The sequence below is a fragment of the Terribacillus saccharophilus genome (assembly GCF_000725365.1).
GTDB classification, from domain to species: Bacteria; Bacillota; Bacilli; order Bacillales; family Amphibacillaceae; genus Terribacillus; species Terribacillus saccharophilus.
Genome location: NZ_CP008876.1, coordinates 1,229,721 through 1,251,685, shown reverse-complemented (window position 1 = coordinate 1,251,685; position 21,965 = coordinate 1,229,721). Strand labels below are relative to the sequence as shown.

General features: G+C 41.1%; 15 protein-coding genes. 3 read left to right on the top strand and 12 right to left on the bottom strand.

Annotated elements, in window-relative coordinates; translation table 11 throughout:
- Positions 1-14: 14 nt before the first annotated feature.
- The 7 genes from priA to GZ22_RS06295 form a co-directional block, all read right to left on the bottom strand.
- Positions 15-2,417: a primosomal protein N' gene (gene priA, locus GZ22_RS06325; RefSeq protein ID WP_038560057.1), complete on the bottom strand. Its 2,403-nt coding sequence runs from the start codon at positions 2,415-2,417 to the stop codon at positions 15-17.
- Positions 2,414-3,622 carry a bifunctional phosphopantothenoylcysteine decarboxylase/phosphopantothenate--cysteine ligase CoaBC gene (gene coaBC, locus GZ22_RS06320; protein ID WP_038560055.1) on the bottom strand — a complete coding sequence of 403 codons (1,209 nt, stop codon included), beginning with the start codon at positions 3,620-3,622 and terminating at the stop codon, positions 2,414-2,416. Before coaBC ends, priA begins: the two co-directional genes overlap by 4 nt.
- Positions 3,623-3,721: 99 nt before the next feature.
- Positions 3,722-3,919 carry a DNA-directed RNA polymerase subunit omega gene (gene rpoZ, locus GZ22_RS06315; protein ID WP_281176674.1) on the bottom strand — a complete coding sequence of 66 codons (198 nt, stop codon included), beginning with the start codon at positions 3,917-3,919 and terminating at the stop codon, positions 3,722-3,724.
- Between the two features lies 1 nt (position 3,920).
- Positions 3,921-4,535, bottom strand: a complete 615-nt coding sequence (gene gmk / locus GZ22_RS06310) for a guanylate kinase (RefSeq protein WP_038560052.1) — start codon at positions 4,533-4,535, stop codon at positions 3,921-3,923.
- A gap of 14 nt (positions 4,536-4,549) precedes the next feature.
- Positions 4,550-4,810: an extracellular matrix/biofilm regulator RemA gene (remA, locus tag GZ22_RS06305; protein ID WP_038560050.1), complete on the bottom strand. Its 261-nt coding sequence runs from the start codon at positions 4,808-4,810 to the stop codon at positions 4,550-4,552.
- 177 nt (positions 4,811-4,987) lie between these two features.
- Positions 4,988-5,866 carry a YicC/YloC family endoribonuclease gene (locus GZ22_RS06300; protein ID WP_051748090.1) on the bottom strand — a complete coding sequence of 293 codons (879 nt, stop codon included), beginning with the start codon at positions 5,864-5,866 and terminating at the stop codon, positions 4,988-4,990.
- A 121-nt stretch (positions 5,867-5,987) separates the two neighbouring features.
- A complete protein-coding gene (locus tag GZ22_RS06295) occupies positions 5,988-8,630 on the bottom strand; it encodes a cation-translocating P-type ATPase (protein WP_038560047.1) in 2,643 nt (880 codons plus the stop codon).
- 88 nt (positions 8,631-8,718) lie between these two features.
- On the opposite strand from GZ22_RS06295, the gene GZ22_RS06290 reads away from it, so the two are divergent.
- Positions 8,719-10,425 (top strand): Rqc2 family fibronectin-binding protein, encoded by a 1,707-nt coding sequence (locus GZ22_RS06290; protein WP_038560045.1) that lies wholly within the window; start codon positions 8,719-8,721, stop codon positions 10,423-10,425.
- Positions 10,426-10,857: 432 nt separating this feature from the next.
- Complete coding sequence (locus GZ22_RS06285) at positions 10,858-11,757, top strand: CPBP family intramembrane glutamic endopeptidase (RefSeq protein ID WP_051748088.1); 900 nt, start codon at positions 10,858-10,860, stop codon at positions 11,755-11,757.
- A gap of 421 nt (positions 11,758-12,178) precedes the next feature.
- Here the strand turns inward: GZ22_RS06285 and GZ22_RS06280 are convergent, their stop codons facing one another.
- From GZ22_RS06280 to GZ22_RS17995, 3 genes are all read right to left on the bottom strand, one after another.
- Positions 12,179-12,676 carry a GNAT family N-acetyltransferase gene (locus GZ22_RS06280; RefSeq protein WP_038560042.1) on the bottom strand — a complete coding sequence of 166 codons (498 nt, stop codon included), beginning with the start codon at positions 12,674-12,676 and terminating at the stop codon, positions 12,179-12,181.
- Positions 12,677-12,827: 151 nt separating this feature from the next.
- Positions 12,828-13,616, bottom strand: a complete 789-nt coding sequence (locus tag GZ22_RS06275; protein ID WP_038560040.1) for a PhzF family phenazine biosynthesis protein — start codon at positions 13,614-13,616, stop codon at positions 12,828-12,830.
- Between the two features lie 268 nt (positions 13,617-13,884).
- Positions 13,885-16,005 (bottom strand): DUF4832 domain-containing protein, encoded by a 2,121-nt coding sequence (locus GZ22_RS17995; protein ID WP_051748086.1) that lies wholly within the window; start codon positions 16,003-16,005, stop codon positions 13,885-13,887.
- Positions 16,006-16,477: 472 nt separating this feature from the next.
- On the opposite strand from GZ22_RS17995, the gene GZ22_RS06265 reads away from it, so the two are divergent.
- Positions 16,478-17,062: a hypothetical protein gene (locus GZ22_RS06265; RefSeq protein ID WP_038560037.1), complete on the top strand. Its 585-nt coding sequence runs from the start codon at positions 16,478-16,480 to the stop codon at positions 17,060-17,062.
- A gap of 54 nt (positions 17,063-17,116) precedes the next feature.
- Here GZ22_RS06265 and GZ22_RS06260 read toward each other — a convergent pair whose 3' ends face one another.
- Positions 17,117-18,760 (bottom strand): thiamine pyrophosphate-binding protein, encoded by a 1,644-nt coding sequence (locus GZ22_RS06260; RefSeq protein ID WP_174416623.1) that lies wholly within the window; start codon positions 18,758-18,760, stop codon positions 17,117-17,119.
- A 38-nt stretch (positions 18,761-18,798) separates the two neighbouring features.
- Complete coding sequence (locus GZ22_RS06255) at positions 18,799-21,582, bottom strand: bifunctional diguanylate cyclase/phosphodiesterase (RefSeq protein ID WP_038560032.1); 2,784 nt, start codon at positions 21,580-21,582, stop codon at positions 18,799-18,801.
- Positions 21,583-21,965: the final 383 nt, after the last annotated feature.

Here is a 21,965-nt window from a genome sequence, read left to right as displayed (position 1 = left end):
AAAAAGCTCCTTTCCTACATGAGCGAATACGGCTGTAAATCAACGTGTATTTGCAAATCTTCTTTTTTCCGCGCATCTTCGTAGTGATGAAGGATTCTTCTGATCACATCCCGAAGGTTCGGTTCGTTTTTGTATTTTACCATGCACTGGAAGCGATATCTATCTTTGATCCGCGCCAGCGGCGATGGAGTAGGTCCAAGTATCCGGACCTGATCGGACAGGTGCTTCTGGAGCAGCTGTACAATCGTCTGTGTCGTCTGCATTGCTTTTACTTGGTTCTGGTGACTGACCGTCAATAAAGCCAGATAATAATAAGGCGGATATTGAAAAGCTCTCCGTGTTTGCATTTCCGTCTGGAAAAATGGACGATAATCCCCTGCTGCAGCAAGTTCAACACTGTAATGTTCCGGAGAATACGTTTGGATGATGACTTCTCCAGGCAAACTGTGCCGACCAGCTCGTCCGCTCACCTGTGTCAGCAGCTGGAACGTCTTTTCCGCAGCACGAAAGTCAGGCAAATGCAGCATAGAGTCTGCCGCCAGGACACCGACAAGCGTTACTCTTTCGAAATCCAGCCCTTTTGCAATCATCTGGGTACCAAGCAGAATATCGGCTTCTCCTCTGCCAAATGCGCCAAGCAGCTTTTCATGCGCACCTTTGCGCCTTGTCGTGTCAACATCCATTCGAATGACACGGGCTTCCGGCAGCAGTTGTGTGAGTGATTCTTCTACTTTTTGTGTACCCGTACCAAAATAACGTATCGTATCACTTTCACAAGCAGGGCAGATGGAAGGCATTCGCTCTTCGTAGCCGCAATAATGGCATTTAAGCTGCTCACTGCTTCTATGGTATGTGAGCGTTATATCACAATGCGGACATTCCACTGTATGACCGCAGTCACGGCACATGACAAATGTGCTGTATCCGCGACGGTTGAGGAAGAGAACAATCTGTTCTTTTCTACGAATGCGTTCTTTCATTTGTTCCAGCAGTTCTCGGGCAAATATTGACCGGTTGCCAGCATGCAGCTCATCTCGCATATCAATGATCTGATAATCTGGCATCGACGCATGATTCACACGCTCTGGAAGCTCCAGCATATGGTAGACACCTTTTTCAGCTCTAGCATATGATTCGAGTGAAGGTGTCGCACTACCAAGAACAACCGGAGCATGATGATATTTCCCACGAAAAACAGCAATATCGCGGGCATGATATTTGGGGTGATCTTCCTGCTTGTAACTTGTTTCATGTTCTTCATCTATAATGATTATTCCCAGATTTTCAAAAGGAGCAAAAATGGCAGATCTGGCACCGACGGCTACCTTAACTTGCTTACGCTGAATCTTTCGCCATTCATCGTACTTCTCACCGGCTGATAAAGCACTGTGCAGCACAGCAACATCAGAGCCGAATCTTCCTTTGAAACGGTTGACTGTCTGGGGAGTAAGTGCTATTTCAGGTACTAGAACAATCGCTTCCTGCCCTTTTTCCAGCACCTGCTGGATTGCCTGCAAATAAACTTCTGTCTTCCCGCTTCCAGTAACGCCGTGCAGCAGAAAGACTTCATGCGTTTGGGACTGGATGCTTTCAAGTATCGGTTCAAGAGATTTCGCCTGTGAATCTGAAAGCTCTAAGGGTTTCGTACGCTCAATTTGCTTATCCTTGTATGGATCACGGAGTATTTCTTTATCATATGACCGAAGTAATCCGGCATCCAGCAAGGGCTTAAGCGTAGAGCCTGTCGTCTCGTACATTTCAAGCAAATGCTTCTGCGCGATTTGACCTGGCTCTTCAATGAAATGCTCAAGAAGCGCTCTTTGTTTCATAGCGCGAGCGTTCACTTTTCCTAGCGCCTCTTGAAGTTCCTCAACAGAACTGTCTGCATCAATCATCCGGATTGTTTTCTTCGTTTCTTTAGAGTTAACTTGGTAGCGCAGTTCTATTTGACCCGCTTTGATCGCCTGTTGCAGAACCGCTAAAGGAACACCGCTATGCTCGAATTGCTCGTACATGCTAGTATCTTCTTCTTGAAATAGCGGCATCAATGCTTCTGATATATTCCCAGTCCTCACAAGTACTTTCTGATATGTCGCCTTCATCGCTTGCGGCAGCATCGCCTGAAGGGCGGTGATATGGAAACTTAATGTCTGCTCCCCCATCCATACTCCTAAATCAAGCAATTCTGGGGTTAACGCCGGAAGCAGATCCATTGTTTCCTGAATTTCCTTTAGCTTGTCCACTTCAGCAGAACTGCTGATCTCCAGGACGAAACCCATGATGCGGCGATTTCCAAATGGTACGATGACACGCATTCCCGGCTGGAGTACGTTGATCAATTTTTCAGGAATCAAATAATCATACACGCGGTCGGTCTGACTGGCCGGGACGTCAACAACAACCTTCGCGATGTTCATTTTCTGTCAGCCTCCATATCTTGCACAATCTCATCCAGAATCCGGTGGGCAATCTGTTTTTTCGTATCAGAAGGCAGGTGCTGTTCCTTGCCTTCTCTGTTTAAGTAAATCACTTCGTTGGTGTCAGATTGAAAACCTGCGCCTGTCTTTCCGACTGTATTCACACAAATGGCGTCTAAATGCTTCCGCTCGAGCTTTCCTATGCCATATGCTACAGCATCATTTGTCTCAGCAGCAAAACCGACAAGGAACTGATGCTGCTTCCGCTGTCCGAGTGTCAGAAGTATATCGGTAGTCCGTTCCATTTCAATGGACAAGTTTCCATCCTGTTTTTTCACTTTAGAGTCGAATGTTTGAACCGGTCGATAATCAGCTACAGCTGCAGCTTTGATAACGATATCCTGCTGGTCGTATACTGATAGTACCTGGTCCAGCATCTCCTGGGCACTTGTAATATCTATCCGTTTTACCCCAAGAGGTGTAGCTAACTGGGATGGTCCGCTCACAAGCGTCACATCTGCCCCGCGTTTAGCAGCGGCCTCTGCCATAGCATAGCCCATCTTGCCCGAAGAATGGTTCGTGAAGAAACGTACAGGATCAATCGTTTCCTGGGTTGGTCCTGCCGTTACTAACACTTTTTTACCTTCTAGATCACGCTTGGGCTCTGTTCTTTCTTCTAGGATTCGGATAATGGATTCCGGCTCTTCCAGTCTGCCCTTACCAACATATCCACAAGCAAGGTAACCAGCTTCTGGTTCGATAAAGTGGTAACCCCAGTCATCCAGCTGCTGCATATTACGGATTACTGCAGGATGTGCGTACATATGAACGTTCATAGCAGGCGCAATGTAGACAGGTGCCTCTGTTGCAAGCAATGTAGTCGTCAACATATCGTCTGCTATACCTGCAGCAAGTTTTCCTATGAGATTAGCGGTTGTTGGCGCAAGCAGGAATAGGTCTGCTTTATCTGCTAAATCTATATGAGCAATTTTCTCTGGGTGTTTTTCATCAAAGGTATCCGTATATACCGGGTTACGGGATAACGCCTGGAACGTGAGCGGTGTCACGAATTCTGCTGCATGCTTTGTCATGATGACATGAACATCTGCACCCCGTTGTGTCAGTTTGCTCGTCAATGCACATGCCTTATATGCAGCGATGCCTCCGGAAACTCCCAGACAAATAGTCTTACCAGCTAAATTCATTACACTTCCCCCTCCTGATGCACAATAAGAAAGAAACCCCCGCTTGGTGTTCACCATCGCGAGGGCATCTCCATCGGATGCACCTGGCATCCTCACCGTTTATTCTTCTGTATATTCCAATTGGTCAGCTTGGATTTCTTCCAGTGCGATACCAACGTATTTATACGATTTCGGGTTTGCAATCTTCGTTGTCTTCGTCTCTTGCAGCTGACGTGCACGCTGTGAAGACAAAGTAACCAGTGTGTATTTCGAATTGATCTTTTCCTGTAGTTTATCAATAGACGGTTCTAGCATCATATCAATTAACCTCCAATGCTTTCTTGTATTCTTTTGCGACGCGTTCACGTTTGCAATGCTCACTTTGGACAATGGACTGAATCTTCGACACGGCGTGATCCAGCTGATCATTGACGACCACATAGTCATAAGCATCCATCATCTCGATTTCGTCACGGGCAGCATTCAGACGGTTCTTCACAAGTTCCGGCGTCTCTGTACCGCGTCCGACAATACGATTCTTCAATTCCTCCAGGCTAGGCGGAATGAGGAAGATAAAGACTCCTTGAGGGAAGTTTTCCTTCACCTGAAGAGCACCTTGTACCTCGATTTCAAGAAAAACATCATGACCTGCTTCCAAAGTCTCTTCTACGTAATCCCGGGGAGTACCATAATAATTGTCCACATAGCTCGCATATTCCAAGAGCTTATTCTGGCCAATCAAACGCTCGAATTCTTCCTTCGATTTATAGAAATAGTCCACACCATCTTGTTCTCCTGGCCGCATGTTTCTAGTTGTCATGCTAATTGAGTAACGCAAATGTGTGTCCTGTTCGAATAATGCCTTCCTTACCGTCCCTTTTCCGACACCGGATGGTCCCGACAGGATGAAAAGGATCCCTTTCTGTTCAATCATGTGCTTCCTCCTAGCTATTCCTCAGATAGTTCATCGTCACGCAGGACACGCTGTCCCACCGTCTCGGGCTGTACAGCCGAAAGGATGACGTGATCACTATCTGTGATGATGACAGCTCTTGTTCGCCGACCATATGTAGCATCCACCAGCTTATTCGCATCACGGGCAACCGTGATGATCCGCTTAATGGGAGCCGATTCAGGAGAAACTATCGAGATTATTCTGGTTGCGGAAACAACATTCCCGAACCCGATATTAATCAATCTTAAACTCATCTTGCTTCTCCCTTCTTGCTGTACTGCTCTTTTGACTGGCGTTTCAAACTTCTTATAATGTCATGAGAATCCGCTCTACAGCTCTAATTGTTAGAAGCATCTTCTTTTCATTATACCTTTATCATCAATTAAACCATATCTTATTCATTATAATTATATCTTAAACCAAACTCAACACTATTCTATATTTTGCACTTGCTCTTTTATTTTCTCCAGCTCCGATTTCATGCTTACTACGATTATACTGATAGAGGAAGCGGTCGATTTGGAGCCGATCGTATTCACTTCCCGCTGCATCTCCTGCAGGATAAAATCGCATGTCCTGCCGACAGGTACAGTCTTCTCAAGGTTTATAGCAAGCTGATCTAAATGACTCTCCAATCGGATGAGTTCTTCGGTTATATCACCTTTTTCAGCTAGCAGTGCTATTTCCTGATACAGACGGCTGTTCTCCGGCAATCCACCATCAACGTAGCTTGTTATCCTGTCCTCGATGCGCCGTTTATAAGCTTCCATCACCTGCGGACGCAGCTCTGCCAGCTGCTTCAGCATGGTTTGGATGTCAGTCATCCTATTTTGGATATCCTTTGCTAAAGCGTTGCCTTCTGCTGTACGCATTTGGATGAAGGCTTCTAATGCGCCATGCAGAGCCTTTTCAACCAAGTCCGGTAGTTCTGTCAGCTCTGGCTGCGCTTCTTCCAAAAGGATATCAGCAGATTGAGACAGCAGTGTATCTATCGTAATGTCTCCTCGAAGATCAAAAGCGGATCGTATAGCTCTAAGCTTAACCATATATTCCTCAGCTAATTCCCAATCAATGGATAATTCGCGTTTTCGCAAACCTCCGCCATCGATATCCACTATTAGTTCCAGCTTGCCTCTGCTGACAGACTGCTGCAGCTGATCCTTTACAGACGTTTCAAGATAAGCAGCCGCTTTTGACAGCTTGCATTTGATATCTAAGTACCTGGAGTTGACACCCTTCAATTCCGCTGTAACCGTGAGACTGTTTCCGGATGCCACACTCCTGCCATACCCTGTCATGCTTTTAGTCAAGCTAATCCCTCCGGCTTTTTAGTAGTCACAGTGTATCAGAATCAAGACTGTTTGTCCTGTATCAAGAACGCGGTAAACATAAAAGCATGCTGCCTATGTATCCTGGCAGCATGCTTCTTATTTATTTCTTTAGAAAACCGAAGAGTACGGTAGGAACAGCGCTTAGCCCCATAATCAACAACCAATCCCGCATAATTAAGTCTGTCGTATGGAAAATCGGCTGTAGCGGGCCGACATAAATAACAGCAAGTAATAAAATGAGGGATGACAGCACGGCACCTATGAGCCACATATTTCCAAATGGATTGCGAGCAAACACCGATTTTTCACTGCGGCAGTCAAATACGTGAATCAGTTGTGCCATAACTAATGTAGCAAACGCTGTTGTCTGTGCATAAACAAGTCTTTCCGGATCTCCTTGGTACATGAGCATGAAAGCAATGATTGTCACAGATCCTATCAGAATACCTCGGGTAACGATTTTCGTACCAAGTCCCCTCGCAAAGATACCTTCGTTCGGATGACGCGGTTTTTGCTTCATCACTTCATCTTCAGCCTTGTCCATACCGAGGGCAATGGCTGGCAGACCATCTGTCACTAAATTCACCCATAAAATTTGAATAGGTACTAACGGCATTGGCAACGCCAGAATCATGGCAAATAGCATCACCAGGATTTCACCAACATTGGAAGCTAGCAAGTAGCGCACAAACTTTCTTATATTGGAGTAGATTGTGCGTCCTTCCTTGATGGCTGCTTTAATAGTGGCAAAATTATCATCCATTAAGACAAGTGCACTTGCTTCTTTGGCAACATCTGTACCTGTGACACCCATGCTGATGCCTATGTCGCTTGCTTTGATCGCCGGTGCATCATTGACGCCATCACCGGTCATCGCAACAATATGGCCGACATTCTGCAGAGCTTGGACAATTCTAAGCTTATGTTCCGGAGTCACACGTGCAAACACGTACATACTATCTACATCTGCCTGCAGTTCTTGATCTGACATGTGGTCTAGATCCTTACCTTCTACGACTCTGCCAGCTGGAGGCAGAATATGAAGCATATTGGCAATTGCGGCGGCTGTCTTCACATGATCACCTGTAATCATGATCGTTTTAATTCCAGCTTTACGACAATCAATGATTGCATCTTTTGCTTCCTTGCGCGGCGGGTCGATCAGTCCGTTCAGACCGATAAATATCATTTCTTTTTCCAGCTCTTCTTCTTTCGGCTGATATCCAGCTGGAAAGTGCCGGACACAAACAGCAATCGTTCGCAGTGCTTTAGCAGCCATTTGATCTACAGCTTCATACAATACTTTCTTATCCTTGCCAGCAAGCAGTTTTTTCTCTGCTCCATGATACGCAGCTTTTTCTATTAAAACATCTGGTGCGCCTTTCGTAATCGCAATCAGTTTCCCTTCAGGTGTCTTGACCAGAACGGTCATTCTTTTCCGCTTGCTGTCAAAAGGTATTTCATGCACAATGCTATAGCTGGATAAGTCGTCCACTTCAATTCCTGCTTTCTTCCCAGCGACAACAAGTGCCCCCTCAGTCGGATCACCATCGATCATCCAGCGCTTTTTTTTCCGGAATGCCTTTGCATGGCTCGACAAAACTCCATAACGAAGGAGATGGATAAGTGCCTCTTCCTTCGTTTCTTTCCCATTCCGGTAAAAACCACCTGATGGATCGTAGCCATCCCCTGTTACCGTAAAGGTGTTTCCATCGAGATATATCTCTTTGACTGTCATTTGATTTTCTGTAAGTGTCCCAGTTTTATCTGAACAGATGACTGTGGCTGAGCCAAGAGTCTCCACAGCAGACAGCCGTCTGACGATAGCTTTTTGTTTGATCATACGCTGCACACCAAGTGAAAGGGCTACCGTCACAATTGCTGGAAGTCCTTCCGGTATAACCGCTACCGCAAGTGAGACACCAGCAATAAGCATCTCGTATAACGGATTGCCTCGATAAACTCCCGCAAGAACTGTTAACGCTGTGAGAAGTAAGGCAATGACAATGAGTACCTTTCCGAGCTTCTCCAGTCTTCTTTCAAGCGGCGTCTGCTTTCGTTTTGTATCAACAAGAAGTTCAGCAATTTGCCCGACTGCCGTATTCATACCGGTTCCAATGACGATTCCAGTACCGCTTCCCCGTGTTACAAGAGAGCTCATGAATGCGATATTGTGCTGATCCTGAGGCCCCAGTTGATCAGCTTGCAGTTTCTCTGTCACCTTGACAACAGGCAACGATTCTCCGGTAAGTGCAGATTCCTCTGTTTCCAGACTTGTCACACTAACCAAACGCAGATCAGCAGGTACTCGGTCACCTGCAGTCAGTGATACGACATCACCAACGACCAGTTCTGCCGATGATATCCTCGCCCATTGTCCATCCCGCAGCACACGCGCCATCGGGGCATTTAATTCCTTCAGTTTGCTGAGAGATTTTTCAGCATTTCTTTCCTGAAAGAAGCCAATCAGCGCATTTAACAGAACGATCAGCAGGATGGCAATGCTATCGATATACTCGCCCAACAGTCCAGAGACGACCGTCGCTGCGAGAAGCACCAGAACCATAAAGTCTTTGAACTGTCCAAAAAATAGCGCAAGCTGGGAAACTCCTTTTTCCTCTTTCCATTCATTTTTTCCATCCCGCTTCAGCCGCTGGTCTACTTCCTTTGTGCTAAGTCCTTTATGTGTGTCGGAATTTGTCTGTTGGGCTGTTTCCTCTGCTGAAACTTGATACCATCGCACATTGCATACCTCCACCCTTATTTCTAAAGTAAATGTATGCGTGCTTGTCCGATAAAATGCTATACTAGCAGAGAATGAGGTGAAACATATGGCATTTGACGGAATAGTAACTAGAGCGATGGCCAAAGAGCTGCATGATACATTGGCAACTGGCCGTCTGTCAAAAATATACCAGCCGACGGATACGGAGATCGTGCTCACCTTCCGCAGCAAAGGGAAGAATCACGCACTATTATTGTCGGCGCATCCAAGCTATGCACGAGTGCATATTACAAACGATACCTATCAGAATCCCCAGAATCCTCCGATGTTCTGTATGCTTCTACGAAAGCATCTGGCAGGCGGGTTTCTTGAAAAAGTAGAGCAATTCGAAAATGAACGGATCATCCAGCTTAGTTTCGTCAGCAAAGATGAGCTTGGTGATCAGACATCCAAACGTATTATTATGGAAGTGATGGGAAAACACAGTAACATCATGCTGGTAGATAATGAAACGGATATGATCATCGACAGCATTAAACATATCTCATCCAGCGTGAACCGACACCGGACAATCCTTCCCGGTCAGACGTACAAGCTACCTCCGAGTCAGGAGAAGCTGAACCCGTTTACTTTGGAACCAACAGAGTTTGCCCGGAAGCTTGACTTCAATACTGGCCAGATAAACAAACAGATTTTGAATATGCTGCAAGGTGTATCTCCTGTTTTGGCCAATGAAATGGCCCAGCAAGCATATTTGGGTGACAAAGAGAAATACGCCCAGGTTTACACACTTTTCATTGATAAGCTGAAGCAAGGCAACTATGAGCCTACTTATTTTAGAGGAAAGAAAGAAGACTTCTACGTCATGGATCTTTCTGGCATTGATGGTGTGCGAGAACAGTACAGTTCAATGAGTGAACTGATTGATGCTTTTTATTCCGGAAAAGCCGAACGCGATCGCGTGAAACAGCAGGCTGGCGACTTGATTCGTTTCTTGAAAAATGAACGAGATAAGAATATCCGCAAGCTTTCTATCCATGAAAACACACTGAAAAAAGCTGAAAAAGCCGACAGTTATCAGCGACGCGGGGAACTGCTGACTGCTCATATGCATCAAATCAAACAAGGTGATACAGAGGCTGTCGTCACCGATTACTATGATCCTGATCAACAGCAGCTCACCATTACACTCAACCCGAATAAAACACCAAGTGAAAATGCCCAAAGCTACTTCAAGCAATATAATAAATTGAAGAAATCGCGCACGATGGTTGAATTGGAGCTTGAGAAAACGAATGCAGAAATCGACTATATTGATCAGCTCATCCAGCAAGTAGAAGGCGCTCGGGAGCAGGATGTCGAAGAGATTCGTGAGGAATTGCGGGAGCAAGGCTATTTAAAGGCAAAAGCCCAACAGAAAAAGAACAAAAAACCGAACCTGCCGCAGCCGGAAACTTATACCGCGACAGATGGCACAACGATACTCGTTGGACATAATAATAAGCAAAACGAATACTTGACGATGAAGCTTGCCCACAAGCAGGATACTTGGCTTCATACGAAGGATATACCAGGTTCTCACGTTGTTATTCGCGCGACTGAGCCAACCGAGGAAACATTGGAAGAAGCAGCAAAACTAGCTGCTTGGTTCAGTAAATCAAAACTTTCTTCTTCGGTACCCGTCGATTATACAAAGATTCGTCACGTGAAGAAGCCCAACGGTGCGAAACCTGGTTTTGTAACGTATGATCAGCAAAAGACGTTGTATGTTACTCCAGATGAGCAGTTTGTGAAACGTTTGGGAAAAAAATAAAGACGTGCGCTTCATATCAAAAAGGAAAACGCAGAGGCTTATGCCTTCTGCGTTTTTTTATGATTTTGTATAGATTAGAAATGATTTGTAGTGATACCTCTTACACCTTCCAGTCTCTATGTTCGTTTGGTGTTTCATATTCAATCTCAAGAAATGTACTTCCCCATCTTCCTTTAGACTGGACCTCAACACTTAAAATACATAAATCATGTAGGTAACTTATAAAAAGGAATCATTCAAAAACCAAAGGAGATGCGCAAAGATAAATGACGACTGGGATTTTATTGCAGATTCCAGAAAAAGTATGGATTATCTTTTTATTGAATCTAGCAGTCTATTAAATTAGAATAATAAAGGCAATATTACTTACATTTACCAATTCTAAGTAATATTAGAAAAGACAGCTTGTTATACATAAGAAGGAGTTACATTGTGAAAAAATCATTTATTAGCATGCAACAAGGTGAAAACAGCAACTGGCGATACATATTATCTTTGTTGTCGATTTTCTTCTTTTTGCTTTTAAGCGGCATCGCTTATGTCATCATACTACTAGTAATCGACCCAGCTGCACTAGATACGCCTGATCTAACATTAGGAAACCCGATATTAGACTTGGCCTTGTCACATATAGAATATCCTTTTTGGTTATTGGGTCTCTGGTTCAGCATGAAAGTCATTCATAAGCGTCCATTCAGAACACTTATTACCCCTTATCAAAAAATTAATTGGCAGAGGATCGTATTCGGATTTCTTATTTTCTTTGGTCTTATGATGATTTCATCCATTATAGACTTTCTGGTATTCCCAGATGATTTTTCTTTACATGACTTTAATATCTCTAATTATATTTGGCTGGTGCTGATTGCATTATTACTTGTGCCAATCCAGACAACTTGTGAAGAATTAGTATTTAGAGGATTTATTCTACAATGGTTAGGTAAAGGAATTAAAAATCCTATTTTACTATCCATTATCGTTGGAAGCATATTTGGCTCTCTGCATTTTGCCAATCCAGAGATGAGTGATGGAGCACTATTCGTAGGTTTTGATTATGTATTTACTGGCTTCATGCTTACCTATATAGCGATAAAGAGCAATTCAGCCGAATTATCCATTGGTGCTCATGCAGCCAACAACGTTTTCCTTGCATTATTCTTTACTTCGGATAACGATGTTTTTGGAGAAATCCCATCCCTATTTGTAGTTTTAGATGAGTCTCCATTTTACAGTGCCCTTATGTCTTCAATCATCATTATTACTTTTTATGTCATCACGGTAAAAACTAGATTTGGAAAACGTATGAACAATGAACACAAACAGATACAATAACACACAAAAGAGGTTCTGCCTGCAAGCGGAAATTCTTTTAGTATTGTTTTTAGATTTTGCCAATAAAAGAATTCTCTACTTATTGATGATAGACCTTCTGCTATAAGTTCGAAGGTCTTTTCCTCTCTTGTTGTTAGTTTAGTGTGGAGCCACATGAGTTAACCCCCTTCCCCCCACCTTTTAGTCCTTCATCAACTAGATACTGTGTATACTGTTTCCATTCATACCGGAAACAGTTATTAATATTATGTTCATTATGTTCGTCTGCAAGGCATCAGCTTTTGTTTGAACATTATTTTATTAATTTTACCTTTCTTAAGCTTCAAGAGAATCATGATGCGTTTGGAGAAAGAATTTAGATTGTTTATAGCTATAATTGATTTTTGAAAAAACAAATGGCTGACCATTCTTGAGATGTAAATTACCCTATTAATTTGTAATAGAAATTGCCGGTTAAAAGTGTGCCAAATGCATCCTGCGCGAAATCCGGCACTTCTCCAAAAAGAACATACCCTTCAGATTGATAAAGTAAATTGGCCGGTCCTTCTTTCTCCGTATCAAGCAATAACAGAGTTTTGCCATCTGCTTTTGCTGCTTGCTCAGCATGCTGAAGCAGCTTTCTGGCAACGCCTTTCCTTCTGGCTTTAGTACTGGTCATCAACTTACCTATCTCTGCACGATGACGACCATTTTCTTTGTTGCTATAATGCAGCTGGACAGTCCCAGCAATTTGGCCATCGATTAGCCCTATAAATAGCTTTACTTGTTCCGAGAGTACATTATCCCAATAAGATAATGCTGTTTCCTTGCTCATTGGATGCAAATAATTCATGGATGCGCCATCAGCAACTACCATTTGGAACAAACTTGCAAGCTCTTCTCTATATTCGCCGATCACTCTAATCTCTTTAATTTCCATAGATGCACTCCATTTCTATTTATTCAAGCTACTTCTAAACCCATATTCCCTCCATTAGTTGAGTCTTTCACCTAATTAAACAATAAAGTAAATGATGCGATATTTCCGTATATAGCTATCTATAACAGGATATTTTTAAACACTGTAAACATTAACTGTTAACTTGTATATCAGAAGTAGCATATAAGACTGCAGTTCCACCCATCGCAACTCTCTCACCTTCAAAACGGCAATGGAGAGTACCGCCTCTAGCTGAAAGTTGTCTAGCTACCATTTTATCTTCTCCTAGTTGTTTCGCCCAATATGGAATTAACTGAGTATGTGCAGATCCACAAACTGGATCTTCGTTTACCGCTATTTTTGGAAAGAACGCACGTGATACGAAATGGTATGCATTGTGTTCAGCTGCTGCTGTAACAATGACACCCAATCCATCTGGAAGTGCCTTAAGCTTAGAAAAATCAGGAGACAGTCCCTTCACTGCTTCCTCATTCCCTAGAACAAACATTAAGTCTCTATCCAGATAAACGCTCAATGGCTTTACTCCTAGGGCGTTAATCATTTGTTCTGTCAATTCAATTTGCGAAGGCATTCTACTCGGAAAATTTAATTCAAATATTTCTCCCCTACGTTCGACGCGAAGTTCCCCACTTTTTGTCTCAAATACGAAAGAAGCGTCTTCAGTAGCATAAAAGTTTGCTAGCACATAAGCAGTAGCGAGCGTAGCATGACCACAAAGGTCTATCTCTCCGCCTGGTGTAAACCATCGCAACTCGTAATAGGATCCAGTTTTAACAGTAAACGCTGTTTCTGAAAGATTATTTTCCGAAGTGATTTTTTGCATCAAACTGTCTGATATCCATTTTTCCATAACACAGACAGCTGCAGGATTACCTTCAAATACCTTCTCTGCAAATGCATCCACTACATACATTCTCATTAAAACAACTCCTTTATTGCAAACTGTAAAAATGCTTATTCTGAATAGTAACACAACATAATGTATAACACGCAATGTAATAGTAAAACAGCTATTATGGCTAAATAAAACAAGTACCTCCAATTTCTAGATAGAGTCTAAATTTTGGAGGTGCAGTTCAGTTGTTAAAATTATACGGGTCTCTGGCTGTATGACCCGGTCGTTCTTTGTTTCATCTGTAATTGAATCATCTTGTCAGCTATTCACGATATGACCCAAAAATAGGAAATTATATCTCTATCTGCCCGATTTTCAGCCAGCCGCTCTCTTTCTGCTCCTCGTTAGCAAAATGGAATGATTTCGCGTTAGAGTTAAAATTCGATAAAGGATTAACGACTCTGACTAAAATATCATAATTACCAGCACTTAGTTCTGATGCGTCAGCAGACCACTTGAACAAAGCCTTATTATCTTTCGTCTCTTTGTCATGTGGTAATACGTATGATAGATCCCAATCGGTTGTCCATTCTTTGATGTTACCGTTCTTATCCCTTGCTGCGATTTCGACTTCCCAATCATAATAGAAAGGAGCCACACCTGTATTTTCAATTTCAATAGCTGCTTGCAATTGGCTATCAGTTGCGTCTACGTAAGCAGTTGGCACAAAATACTCGTAACCTAAACTACGTGAACCTTCACGGGCTCTCTCAAGAGCATCTCCTTCTAGCGGCGTTTGGAAAACTTCTTGGATTTTTAACCAAGACGCATGAGTTAATTCCAAGCTTTTGTAAAAATCTTCTCCTTGCGCCCCTTCGATTGGCTCACCTAGATATTGGGGCGGATCGTTATCCCACATATCAATTTGAATTTCCGGACGCATTTCCCCACCGATAGGTTCTGCTTTCCATTTATCCATCACTTGATTGTCTTGCAGACGGCCGATAAAGTGCCAGTCTTCTCCACCCAAACTAGCAGGTAAAGTCTGAAAGGCAAAAGAGTCATCGTGATAACCTATATTCAAGTCACGATTAAATTCGGATGGATAACGCGCAAGTATTTTTGTTTCATCAAATGCATTGTCAAATCCTTGAAGAATGGCTGTTTGATTGGCCAGGTTTGGCATCCAATCTGTTGCACGTCCATCTTTTTGTTCAGCCAATTCACCATCCCAATCTCCAGCCGGAGTCGAGCCATCTTGCGGATAAGTGTGCCATTCCCCCCAAAAGCCTATTAATCCAGCTTGAATGAAACCAATTCTTGGGTCACCATCGTACTTAGCACCAAGGGCTTCAATAAACTGCTGCAATGCGGTGCTTAAATTCTCATCATTATAGTCGGGTGAAACACTTGTTCCCTCTGGTCCTCCGTTGCTATTATAGGAATAGTCTTTCGTTTCCAACCCAAGATCCAACAAAAACTGCGGAATTCCTGATGGTCTATTTGGATAATCTAGATACACCCTAAAAATAGCCTGATTTCCTCTTGAAGCTATATCATCTATCCTGGATTCCAATGTGCTCCAGTCATATTCATTAAAATTCGTCATAATATCATTCAGAGGTATATAGAAGTACTCCATACTGTATGGCATCTGATTATCTATCTGCCATTCTACTGATTCACTAAAGGGTAGAAATCCTTTTAACGGGTTATCGATTGGCGCTGCTGTGTAATTAAGATTAAAGGTGTTAGAAGGAGTTGCCCAGTCAGGAGCCAAAGTGCTTTCAGAAGCACTCCATCTACTGATAGAATCTATATAAATTTCATTCGTCGGATTTGCCTGTGGATTATAGCCAAATTCAAACCCTTCTACCAAGGATAAATTAAGATTATTCTCACAGACTTCTGGGCATTGCCATGCTTTTTCCGTAAATTGATCCCAAGCAATACGGATATAGCCAGTAAAATCTGCTGGAACACTTAGCATGCTTTCAAAAGAATTCTCTTCCCATGAAGAGCTGCCGTCCTCTTTCAAGGAAGCCGTAAAAGTTCCTTCTTGTCCAAAAGCTTTTGATTCAGATTTAATATCGAAGTTAAATTCCAACGGTTCATCTGCATCGTTATGTATCCAAAATGAAATGCCAGCAGAATCTGTCCAGTCACTGACAGTAAAATTATGAGATAGTGATACCCAGGAATCTAAAGGCTCATTCGGGGCAATCTTCATTGAATTTGTACCATCATTAGCTTGCTCTTGATTTAAGGACCATTCAGCACCATTTCCTTCTGATGACCAAAGTCCATATGCACTTTTTAATTCATCATCTGAAGTATAGTTTTCAAAGTCGTCAATTATTGTATTGGTTGCTGAAGACGCTGCATCAACTTTCAGATTTGCTGGTGTGACTGTTAAAGTTATAAGTAAAGCAAAAACCAAGAAATATTGTACTAATTTAGTATTTCGACTCATAATAACCTCCATTTAGTATTGAATAAGATTTATTCTAGCTTCCTAAATACGCTAGATCAGACCTTCGCAAGCCTTTCTACAATTAAGGCAGTTGCCTTCTTCATTTAATCTGAAAAATCCGACTCTTAGTATTTTTATCGGTTAGATTTCGAGTTTGATTAGTTCTGCTCTAAATTAATAAAAGCTCCTAACTAATTCTTCATTTAATCACCCGCTCCTCTCAAGACATTTAATTTAAAAAAGCCCATCGTAAGTCTTTATGATGGGCCATTTTTTAAAAATATAACTCTGATCTTTGTATCTACAAGTGTTAATTTAATTCGTATTTGTTTTTTCTTTTACTTTATATGTTAAAATTTTCTTATGAATACGTAGGTTGAGTCTTCGTTTATTCTTTTCCTTTAAGGATTCTCTAAATTTACCTTCACTGAAAAAGAGATTTTATCACACAATAGAAAAGGGCTTAATAGAAATGAAAAAAGTTGAAATAATGGATGAATATTTTGATTCTCATCAAGGAAAAATCACTAGTTCTGAGATTTGCAGCATTGTAACGACCGTCTTTGATTTAAATTTGGAAACAAAGCCTATTCTGGGAGAGATGACGTCTTCAGAGAACAAAGCTAAAATGGCTATAGATTCTAGACTCGCCCAATATGAAAAAGAAATTTCAGGTGCAGAAATACGCGAACTGATCAATCAAATTTTTGGTATTAACTTAGATGCGGTGTCCTCTTTAGATGGCTCAAGGATTTCCTTATTTTCAAAAGATCAGTGGATCAATCGACAAGACCGAGACTTATTTGTAGTTCATACCGGGCCAGGGGATGTCGACGTGATGATTTATCCAACAGACTTCTTTATTGAACGGACTGGTTTAAAAGAGCTACCAGAAGATTTGAAGCAAGAATTAATCAATCTAGGATTCTACTTTGATAACGAAGTCGGGAATTACTACTATGCAGACGCACATGAGAATGCCGTTCCCGATGCCTTTAAGGGACAAACGATTGGTGCTATTTTAAAAGTCATTCGCCAATCCTATCAAAATTTATAAAAATAAAAATCATATAGGAAATCCTATATGATTTTTTTGTTATTCCGATATCGTTTATTTTCCAAAAGAAGATAAAAATTTAACACGATCTCCCATAGGCGGGGTGTTATTATCGACTAAAGCAATCTCAAGTACTGATGGACCATTCAGATTCGTTAAGCTATCTATCACATTTTGATTGATATCTTCTAAATCTGACACTCTATAGCTCGGTATATTCATAGCTGCGGCCATTGCACTAATATTGATTGGTTCCTGTTCGAAAGATGTATGAGTTCTTTTGAATTGCAGCGCATGTCCGTGATATACCATACCTAATCTCGCATTATTCATTACAACAAACAAAATTGGCAAATTATACTCTTTTGCTGTTGCTATTTCCATTCCGTGCATGAAAAAGCAGCCGTCCCCTGTAATACAGACAACAGGGCGTTCTGGTTCAGCTAATTTTGATCCTATTGCAGCACCGATTCCACTTCCCATGGCGCCAAAATGTACATTAATATTATATGTATCAGAATCCAAGACCTTCATATGATGGATTACATAGGACATGAATTCGCCAATATCAATGGTGTACCTAGTTGATGTTGGCACATATTTTTGAATAGATAGAAGGACATTTTTCGTGTTATATTCCTCCATATGCTCCTCTGCCTCATTATTCTTTTCTACAGCCAGCTCAGTGCTTTTGCTTTGTAACCCCAAAGCCTTTAATTCTACAATTAGATGTAATAAGCTTAAATCTATATCTCCCAATACTGGTATATCAATCTCGTATTTCCTATTAAACACAGAACGGTCAAAGTCCATTTGCACAGAGAAACGATTCCTTAAAAGATTACCGTTATAGTTATTCGTCGCTGTTTCACCTAAGCTGGATCCTACAATTAATAACGCTTGTCCGTCACCTTCATTTATTAGCTCCGAAGCAGCCTCATGACCTGCAAAACCGAAGACTCCTACTAAAAGCGGGTGCTGCTCAGGAATATACCCTTTTGCTTGCGGAGATGTTATAATCGGCCAATTAAGCAATTCTGCCAACTCTATTAACGCCTCAATAGAATTCCGTACTCCCTGCCCTGCAAAGATATAACCGCTTTCCCTTTTTAACAATTCTCGAGCCACAGTTTTAATAGTGTCGTGTTCAGGAACCATTGGCAATCGTTTAGGTGGGTTATGCAGTTCAGTATGATTCAAAGCAGCATGTTGAATATCTATCGGGATGGCAATATGTACTGGTCCTGGTACGCCTGAAATGGCAATTTCCGTTGCAATTTCAACTTCTCTTAGTAAATCCTTTGCGTCACTTACGGTTACACTATATTTGGTAACAGATCGAAATACTGGTTCAACGTCTAATTCTTGAGAAGCGTTCAAACCTACTGTATCAACTGGTACAGCACCAGTAATGAATAACACAGGTAAGTGCTCCCGCATAGCATTGGCTGCGCCTGTTACGAGATTGGTGGCACCTGGTCCGCTGCAGCCGATACATACGCTCAGTTGATTAGAATATTTAGCATACGCAGCTGCCATGTAAGATGCCGCACCTTCATGCTTTGTTACGATCGGTGTTAATTCAGGCATATCATAAAGCTCATCAAAAAATGCATTGACAGAACCTGCTGGAATACCAAATATATGCTTAATTCCATTAGCTTGTATATATTCTAAAACAACTCGAGCTGCTTTCATTTTCATTCTCCATCCTATATTCAATTTTTTTATCCTTTTCATAGAAAGTATTTCTTGGCGATATCTTCAGCCAGCATAGGACGGCTGAAAAAATATCCTTGCATCAGAAAACAATCTCGGGCACATAAATATTCCATCTGTTCTTTTGTTTCAACACCTTCAGCAATAACCTCAAGATTTAAATTCTTGGCCAGCATTATTATCGTGTTGGTTATGGCGGCATTATCTTTTATCATATCTTGTACAAAAGATTTATCTATTTTCAATGTTGATATCGGCAGATTTTTCAAATAACCCAATGATGAATAGCCCGTGCCAAAATCATCAATTGCAATATTTATACCTAGTCCTTTTAATTTCTTCATTGTTTCTAAGGTTAAGTCTGTATTTTTAACGATAAGATTTTCTGTAAGTTCTAAATCTAAATACTTTGGAGACAGCCCGACCTTCTTTAAAACATCCTCTACAGTTGAAAAAAGATTACGCTGTTCAAACTGACGAACGGATAAATTCACGCTCATATTAATTAAAGGGAAGCCTTGATCATGCCATTCCTTTAATTGCTTACAAGCCTCTTCCAAAACCCATTCGCCTATTGGGACAATTAACCCAGTTTCTTCAGCAATCGGGATAAATTTATCTGGCGAAATCATACCATGCTCTGAATGGTTCCACCTGAGTAAAGCCTCTACTCCCACGATATTATTCGTCTTACAGTCTATTTGCGGTTGATAATAGATTATGAGCTCTTTCCGCTCTAAAGCTTTATACAAAGCATTTTCCAGCTTTATACTTTCAAATGTTCTGTTATCCATTCCTTCACTGAAGAAATGATAATTATTTCCAGATATATCTTTCGATTTGTACATTGCTGTGTCTGCATTTTTAATTAGGGTTTCAGTCGTATCACCGTTATCTGGAAATAAACTAATACCAATACTCGTTTTCATGTAAATTTCATCATCCACTAATTTAAATGGTTCAGAAAAAGAATCAATTACCCGGTTCACAACCTTCAATACTTCTTTTTCATTTTTTATATTGGGCAAATAAATGGTGAATTCATCTCCCCCTTGCCTCGAAACTGTTGTACTTTTTGATACACAAGCACTCAATCTCTTTGCAACATTTCTTAGAAGCAAATCACCAATACTATGCCCGAGCGTATCATTCACCAGCTTAAACCGATCTAAATCCAAATATAAAACAGCTAATTTTTCTCCATTCGATTGGGCATAAGCAAGACCTTGATTTAGTCTGTCTTTTAAAAGTACTCTATTTGGTAAATCTGTTAAACTATCAAAATAGGCATGATATTTAATTTCTTCCTCCATCTGTTTCCTTTGTGTTATGTCTTTGAATGTGACAACTTCCCCCACGATTTCATTTCCTTCCTTTATGGAGGAGATCACATATTCGACTGGAAAATTTGAATTATCTTTCCTAAAGAACCATTCTTCTTTGTTATAATAATTTCGATTTTCATCAAAACCAGATGACGAATGCAGCTTACTTTCTGTTTCGCTGCCATTGAAAATCAGACTAGAAGGTTTCGCTATTAATTCACGCTCTGTTTCATAACCTAACATAGATGCACCAGCTGGATTACAAAAAGTAATGTTCTTATTCAAATCTAAACCGAAAATCCCTTCACCAGCAGAATTGAGTATCAATTCCTTTTCACGGCTCAGCTGCTGCAGCTCGGTTATCACTCGTTCCAGTTCTTTATTTTTCACAGTTATTTCCGAGGTTCTCTCCTCAATAATGACTTCCTGTTTTTCCATATACAAAAGATTGGACAGGGTGGAGGCTGTTATATCCACAATGGATTGTGACAGCTCTATTTGCTCCTCAGAATAATGGAAATCGCCATCTTCAAGATTAACAATTGATATTTGGCCTAATACCTCTCCCATTGAAACCAATGGCAGCATGAATAAACCTTTTATACCAAAATTACGGCAAACATCATGGTTTGGGCGTGAATCTGCATACACATCTGGAATCAATACTGACTTTCTTGTTTTAATGACCTCTTGCATGACTCTATCATTGCTTTGGTCGATTTGTATTATATTATGTGTCCTGATCCAATCTTCTTCTGTCCAGTCGGAATCCGTGCTTAACTTCGCTGGTGTTATTTTCTTTTCTGCTAATGGATCCAGCAAATGAACTCCAATATTATAGTTTTCTAAAACTCCTCCTAAATAAGAGAAACAAGTATCAAGGCTTTCTTGCATGGAAGAACACATGGATAAATCACGTGTCACATCAAGCAATCGTTGTTTCTCGGCAATAAGATTCTCTTTATGTGTTAAATTGTTCGCATTTTGAATAGCTACAGCTGCCATATTCACATATGCCTCAACCGTTTGGATTTCAGATTCTGTTAAATTCATCGGGATTCCATAATCAAATAAAAAAACAAGACCGAACAGCTCTTCTTCAAAAGAGATAGGAAGTACAAGTAAAGATTTGATTTGAAACCCTTCAACAGCTCGCTGATCTGGCCGGCTGTCCATTGACGTATCAGGTATATAGATTGCTTTTTTTGTTTCACTTACTTCTTTTGCCAGTAAATCGAATTCCATATCAATGACATGCATATCCAATGTCCAACCATTAATAGTTTCTGGCTTTCCTACGTAACCTCTAAAAGTACCATCTTCTTGCGGCAAATAAATACCAACAGAGTCGCATTGCACAATTTCTTCAGAAATCGCTGTTGTTACTTGCTCCAATACTTCACGTAAATCTAGTTTTGTATTGATCATTTTGGTTATATTTGCAAGTCGAGAATACCTTGTTTGATCCTTTGACATCCCTATATTCTCCATTCTCCTGGTGTTATCAGGTTGCATCGCTATTTGAATCTCTTATCAAAGTAAAAACAAACCACATATTTTTACTATATTTTTCATACTTAATCGACATAATCTCTTATATTTCTCATTGTATATTGTTTTATGGAGCTTTAATATACAAATATAGAAGAACGATAATAATACACGGAGAAATCAGCTTAGAATGCGCTGATCTTTACTAATAACAATAAGAGAATTTAAGATTTTGCGGATCAAAGGGCAACCTAATGAGATAGAAATATCCTATTTGTTGTTTCCTCCTTTTTAAACATTCTACCAAAATTTTCTTATATAGAAAAACACACCAAAATAATCTTTTAGTGTGTTTTACAGTTTCCTCA